Raw genomic sequence first — 6,675 nt, 5'->3', positions numbered from 1 at the left:
AGCGGAATGAAGCGAAAGTTTCACGTTCCGTTTTGAAGGAGAGGTAGGGGTAGAAATTCCCCTATCGACTCTACCAGTGTTCTTTACTTCTTTCTATTCTTGGGTCTTTCAAGGAAAGCAAAATGTTCTAAAAAACGGGCATTTAAAATATTCATTGACGGCAATGAATCTGTTTGTTTTTGTTGGGAAGTTACAGCTTTACTAAAACCTCTTGCCATTGATAGCACTCATGAACTATAACAAACTACATAGAAAATTAGTCGGCTCTAACTGTAGCATATTTTGGGTTAAAGTTAAGATGCGTTTACCCTGGGCATACTTGCAGATGAGTCGCTAGGAAAGCGACTTATCAACAATGTCCGATTTGCTGATTTGACAACAATCACGGGTTTATCAAGCGCATTCTCAAAACAGGATTACACTGTCATTTATAAAGTCCAATTCAAGCAGCTACCATACTAAAGCTAGCTGTACGTAACAATATTAAACTACCTTTTTAAAACGAATAAGACGCTAACAAATTTTACCAACTTAAAAGCATGTTTCATGGGGATGTTGTTGATAACTATTTACAGGTAGCCAAGACGTTTAACTTAACAGCCGACGATATCAAGAAGCTGGTGGGTTTTATGGACGATTTGACTAAAGCCGATTATTTAGGGTTTACAAGCGAAGGATCTCAACTCTAAACAGAACTTTTTAACGTCTATAAAGGATCTCCACATGGTTGAAAGTATGTCCCAAAACTTTAGCGAATTCATTCAAGACGATAGCGGTGATTTATCTATCAATCGTCTCACAGGAATTCCTAACATCAATTCGCCTCAGCCACCAGGAGATATTTCTACTTGGTTCCTGGGTACGCGGGCGGAAAATGGCGCTGAATTTAAAGAATTAATTGCCAAAGCTGTAGACCACATTATCGAGTATCGGCAGACATACCTGCCCGACGATCCAGAAACCATCACTCCTGAAGTAAAAAGCTCCCCAGAATATCGTGCTGGGATGGGTGCTTTGACAGACGCTTATAACAAATTGCTGGAATATTTGCGCGAGTACGCAACTCCCTATTTCAGTATGCGTTACCAGGGTCACGTACTGTGGGACACCACGTTGCCTGGAATGCTTGGCTATTTCGCCACCATGTTGCACAATCCCAATCAACTCACCATCCAGATGTCCACAGCGACAACCTTGCTGGAGTTGCTGGTAGGTAAGGATTTGTGTGCAATGGTCGGTTTTCCTTCTAATAACGAAATCGAACCTTGGAGCCATATTACGGCGGGCGGTTCCATTGCCATCATCGAGGCAGTTTGGGCGACGCGAGAACTGAAATTTTTCCCGTTTGCCGCGCGTGAAGCTCTCAAAATAGAACCAGCACTCTTCAAAGCCCGTAACATTGAAGTGCCGATCGTAGATGGCAGCTACGCTAAATTGCTGTCAGCAACATCGTGGCAGCTATTTAACTGGAGTTTAGACTAAGTAAGCCTTAAAGCGTTATTAGTCTAAACTGGCGAACGTTTATCTTGAACGGCAACGGTCGCTGGCGAGCCAGCTATGAGGCTCAACGAGTGGATAGATACCAGCGACCGTTGAGGTTCTCTTGGACTGACTGGTGAACTCTCGCTTTTGATGTTAATGCTCCCAACAGGAGTTAAGACTAAAAAGGGTTCTACGATCACCCATAACAACAGTACGCTCACTGGTAACTGCATGACGTTCGCCTGAGTTTTCGAGAGTTGAGACCATTGGCAAAAGATACCGGGTCAGCTCATGGCTGAGTTGAGCCGGATGGCGGAAGATAGGGAAGTATCACCAACCCCGATCGACCGCTATGAATGTTGTCACTCAATTGCAACAGTTTCGTCAAGCAATCTACAAAAATCTATGTAAAGCGCAAGATGCTACCTTTGAATTAATGGATGCCCTCTTGCTAACCAGAAAAGCTCAAAGTTTAGCCGATTTATCGTTGTCTTGTGTCTTTCGTCGCCAATGGTCGAGCGTCTATGAGGCACTACAAGATACTCGCCCCGATCGAGAACAATTAATGAAGCTCTACATCGCACAAATCCCGCCGTCAGAACCTATTGTCTTAGCAGGCGATCATACGAGTTGGTCTAGACCTTTTGCCAAAACTCTCCAAGAACGCACTTACGAACATTCCCCTTCACAATTAGGAGGTCGTCCGATCGCGGTAGGATATGGCTACAGTACATTAGCATGGATACCCGAAGCACAGGGGAGTTGGGCCGTGCCATTGAGGCACGAAAGAATTACCAGTTGGGACAGCCCCATCTCTCTCTTCTGTGCAGCAATTATCGAGCGTGAGTTCCCACCTGCAGTCGAGAGCGCTGTCGTTGTGGGATAGTGAATACGGTTGTGCGCCCTTCGTCAATCAAACCGCAGAGCTTCCTGTAGATAAACTGATGCGCCTGCGCTCGAATTTATGTTTGTGGGGTGCACCTGATGCTTATGAAGGTCGAGGCAGACCCAAAGTTCACGGCGATAAATTCAAACTCAACGATCCTACAACCTGGAGTTCTCCTGCCCAACAAGTTGAGATTGATGACCCTGATTTAGGTCAATTGCGGGTGCGGGTTTGGCACAATTACCATTTTCGTTTGTCTCCTTCTCATCCGATGTCCGTTGTGCTGGTAGAACGGCTGACGACCGACGGTTGTGCTAAGACGAACAAACCGATGTGGTTGGCATTTGTGGGATTAAAAATGCCTCCACCGGGTGAAGTTTGGCGACTCTATTTACGACGCTTTGCGATTGACCACTGGTATCGTTTTGCCAAAAATCGCCTTCATTGGACTGTGCCTCAGTTAAGTACACCTCTTCAATGCGATCGGTGGAGTGATTTAATGCCGATTGTCACTTGGCAGTTATGGTTGGCTCGTCAGCTTGTGGCACAGCGCCCTTTACCTTGGCAGAAATCTCAGGTCAAACTTACCCCTGGACGGGTGGCTCAATCGTTTGGGAGCATTTTAGCGGTGTTAGGTACACCTGCTCAACCTCCCAAACTTCGAGGTAAATCTCCTGGTTGGATTTCCGGACGTAAACGACGACGTAGAATTCGATATCCCGTGGTCAAAAAAGGGTTTGCTCGAACCAGAAAACCCGACAAAAAGTCTCCTTAATCTGAAGTTTGTGATTTGTGATTTTTGAGTGCATTCAATTTACAGTAATGCACCTCTTTATTCTGTCTTAGTCTAAACTACAGTAACAAAGTGATTGCTTCTTTGACGGGATATCCATTCATATTAGAGAGTTTATCTGTAGCAGTAGTTTAGGAAAATTGTATTACGCACGCAGACCGAAGCAACCCGGTTTATTCGTATATTGCTCGTTCTTCGCCGCAAAATTTTTCGTAGAAACCCGGAATAAGCGCCCCCATGCTTAAGCCCTGAAACTGTCCAAAGTGTTGCACTAACTCCTATCCCAGAAAATCACTGTGCCCGCAATTGTAAATAATAACCCTGCCTTTGTGCACAAGCATTCAAGGCAGGGTTATTATTGAGTATTCCGAATTCTCAACGGTGAAGCGAGTGCGCTACTGGCGGATTCGGCTGCCGAGCAGTACACTACTCGCCCAATCGAGTTATTTTAGCGCTGCGTTCGGCCAACATCAGCATTACATAAATAGTCATTACATAGCCGGCGGCCAGAATGGGAATAATTAGAGGAATATCGCGATAAATCATAATTAGAACTAAAAGTCTACGACTAGGAGGAGGAGGACAAGTTCAAGACCTACTACATTAAGTCAGCACGCAAGACCATGCCTTGGTTCTGAAGGCTGCTTTTCCATATCAAGTCTGCGGGAACATTTAGGCGTTCCCGGTCAATAATGATTTACTGCTTTACAGATGCTTAAACAGCCTAAAACCATCCACTTTAGCTGCTTTGAGCTACCGTGCACATAAGATGCGCTAGTCTTAAATCCTGAAAAATTTTAGCCACGAGGAACAAAAAATCTTTCCCAGAAATTTTCGCTGCGATCAACTAACAAGGCTGGCTCTAAGAAACTCTTACAGGCTCCTGCAAGCTACCTGCCAGTCTGGCTGTACTTAATGTATAGAATTGTTTAAATCCTTAATTCCTATAATAACACAGGGTTTTTGGGATTTAGAGATTTTTTGGCAATGTCCTTAACAATTCTATACAATAGGGGCAACCCCTGCGGCAGCCGGCTACTCGCCTCTGGCAGTCGCGTTACTCCGATCCGGCTGCAGATGACAAATAACTGCCGATCGCCTAGATTATTCTTTCCTATTGCAGAGAATTACCTTAAAATAAAGATATGATATGTAAAATTTTGTTACTTTACCGCTTGAGTCGGCGTATCCATGATCTCTAGCTCTCTCCTATTTTCCTCGGTTGAAGAAGACCTGCGACTGTTGACAGAAAACTTAAAACAGTTAGTGGGTGCCCGTCATCCCATATTGTACGCGGCTGCAGAATACTTATTCGGCACAAAGGGAAAACGGGTGAGACCCGCAATCGTCCTGTTAATAGCCCGGACAACTATGCCCGATCGTCCAATCACAGAAAAACACCGCCGCCTCGCTGAAATCACGGAAATGATCCACACAGCAAGTTTGGTTCACGACGACGTGGTAGACGAGTCAGATCTGCGGCGGGGAGTACCGACGGTACACAGTCGGTTTAACAACCGAGTGGCAGTATTGGCGGGAGATTTTCTGTTTGCTCAATCTTCCTGGCATTTGGCAAATCTGGACAACCTACCAGTAGTCAAACTCCTTTCCGAAGTGATTATGGATTTAGCTGAGGGGGAAATTCAACAGGGACTAAATGGATTTGACACCAGCTTATCGATCGAAGCGTACCTCGAAAAAAGTTACTACAAAACAGCGTCTTTAATCGCCAACAGTTCCAAAGCAGCCGGCTGTCTGAGCGAGGTTTCAGCGGAAATAGCAGACGATTTGTACAACTACGGGCGCAATATAGGTTTAGCCTTTCAAATAGTAGATGATATATTAGATTTCACTGCTTCAACGGAAACTCTGGGGAAACCCGCAGGCTCGGATCTCAGAAGCGGGAATCTGACAGCGCCAGCGCTATTTGGCCTAGAAGAAAAGCCTTACTTGGAAGTTCTCATAGAACGCGAGTTCGCCGAAGAAGGAGATATAGAGCAGGCTCTGGCATTGGTAAAAGATTCTAAAGGCATAGAGCGATCGCGAGAACTAGCCACGCATCACGCACAGAAAGCCGTCGAATACTTAGCTCCGCTGCCGCATTCTGAGTCCCGCCAAGCTTTGATTGACTTGGCAGATTACGTTTTGAGCCGACTTTATTAAAGGTGAAAAAGTTACATACACTTTACGAGGAATTGGCAATGGGGAATTGGCAATGGGGAATTGGTAATGAGTAATGCCCGATGCCCAGTGTCTAATGCCCTATTACCAATTAATAGGAAATTGAGTTGTTTAAGCAATATCGGGCGGTGGAGCCGCTCGATACTGTTGCAAGTAAACGTTAATTAAGTTCTGCACTTGCTCGCGAGGGATTTCGGTTCCGACTTCCTGATTGCCAGGACTTTCAAAAAAAACAATACTGTCAAGACCTTCAAGAGCTATCATCTGAAATAATATGTGAGTGACAGGCAAAAGCACCGGTCTGAGAAGATCGCCCGCAGCAGCCGCGGCCTGCGACGCATCTTTAAGACTGGTCCAAGCATAAATCACCCTCTTCTCCCGTCCCGGTTGCTTGAGATTGCTCAAAACCACGATCGCCCAACTTTGGTCTACCGCTTGCAGGATCGAGTATTCGAGGTGCTGTAGCTGTTGGGCAATTAACACCAAGGCCGGGGCGATCGCCTGTAAGATTTGTGGCGTCGAACCGTCGCGCGGAGCTTTTTCGATCAATGCTTGAATCTGTTGGTCTAAATCCATCAGTCAGTTCTTTGATATCTAAAATTAAAAATTTCAGGTTGGCAGGTGCGCGTCCAAGTATATATTACCCAGCACTGCCCCATAGAGATAGTACGCCATGTGGGGCACGAGCGTCTCCCTCGCGATCCCGCCGGGCAAACGGCACGACGGACTTGATTCCCCGCGCTCTAAAAAACAGACTTGCCACATCAAGCTATTTCCACTATAGTTCAATACGGTTTAGTTAAGGCTTAAATCGTAGTAAACTAGGTATTATATACAAAAATGGAAATAAAGTACATTACATCTCAAAGAATGTTCATTAGTCTCTCCGGTAGTGCTGCATAGTCAAGTTTTTAAGCGTTATTGACTTGTTGTAAAGAAGCGTTATAATGATGGATGAAATACCAAATAGCGCCAATATGATTAGAAAGTTTTTTAAAAAATTAAAGGACTTTTTTCCCTAATCTAGCTATTCTTTGCCCGATTGTATTATTGAATCTTTCTATATAGGATGTCTTGCCGCTCTCTTTGCCTACGGCTTTGTGCCGTTTGGATGGAAAGTTTTTTTGGTATGCGTTCCAAAAGTCTGTAAAACAAGAAGCACATTGACTCTGGAACAGGGCGCACGTGAATCCCATCATCCAGGGTAAACGCATCTAAATTAATTTGACAAAAACGTGAATGTGTGCATTAATAAATGGTAGTGCTAAACAAGTAATGATGTGTTGTAGTGATGGATGAAATACCAAATTGCACCAATGTGATTTTCCAAGGA

At 44.8% G+C, this 6,675-nt stretch carries 6 protein-coding genes and 1 pseudogene; 5 read left to right on the top strand and 2 right to left on the bottom strand.

Translation table 11 applies throughout. The features are described from left to right. The first annotated feature begins 539 nt into the window (after window positions 1–539). The 5 genes from QUA78_RS31240 (at window position 540) to sds (ending at window position 5,324) form a co-directional block, all read left to right on the top strand. Entirely contained in the window at window positions 540–689 is a 150-nt protein-coding gene (locus QUA78_RS31240) for a hypothetical protein (protein ID WP_333306521.1), read from the top strand. Window positions 690–735: 46 nt separating this feature from the next. Further along, on the top strand, window positions 736–1,482 hold the full coding sequence (locus tag QUA78_RS31235) for a hypothetical protein (protein ID WP_333306520.1): 747 nt from the start codon (window positions 736–738) through the stop codon (window positions 1,480–1,482). Between the two features lie 352 nt (window positions 1,483–1,834). Further along, window positions 1,835–2,368, top strand: a complete 534-nt coding sequence (locus QUA78_RS31230) for a transposase (RefSeq protein WP_333306518.1) — start codon at window positions 1,835–1,837, stop codon at window positions 2,366–2,368. Then, window positions 2,325–3,143 carry a transposase gene (locus QUA78_RS31225; protein WP_333306516.1) on the top strand — a complete coding sequence of 273 codons (819 nt, stop codon included), beginning with the start codon at window positions 2,325–2,327 and terminating at the stop codon, window positions 3,141–3,143. The genes QUA78_RS31230 and QUA78_RS31225 overlap by 44 nt, the downstream gene beginning before the upstream one ends. A 1,209-nt stretch (window positions 3,144–4,352) precedes the next feature. Further along, the gene (sds, locus tag QUA78_RS31220) at window positions 4,353–5,324 is read left to right on the top strand and encodes a solanesyl diphosphate synthase (RefSeq protein WP_333194074.1); all 972 of its coding nucleotides are present in this window, start codon (window positions 4,353–4,355) and stop codon (window positions 5,322–5,324) included. A gap of 129 nt (window positions 5,325–5,453) precedes the next feature. On the opposite strand, the gene QUA78_RS31215 is transcribed toward sds, so the two are convergent. After that, window positions 5,454–5,918, bottom strand: coding sequence for a hypothetical protein (locus QUA78_RS31215; RefSeq protein ID WP_333306514.1), 465 nt, complete (start codon window positions 5,916–5,918; stop codon window positions 5,454–5,456). Between the two features lie 335 nt (window positions 5,919–6,253). Then, window positions 6,254–6,508: pseudogene (locus QUA78_RS31210) on the bottom strand (IS1 family transposase); the annotation flags it as partial. Between the last annotated feature and the right edge of the window lie 167 nt (window positions 6,509–6,675).

The sequence above is a fragment of the Microcoleus sp. K4-B3 genome (assembly GCF_036704615.1).
Taxonomy (GTDB): Bacteria; Cyanobacteriota; Cyanobacteriia; order Cyanobacteriales; family Microcoleaceae; genus Microcoleus.
Note: the sequence above shows the minus strand (reverse complement) of the source record. Positions and strands in the feature narration are given on the sequence as shown.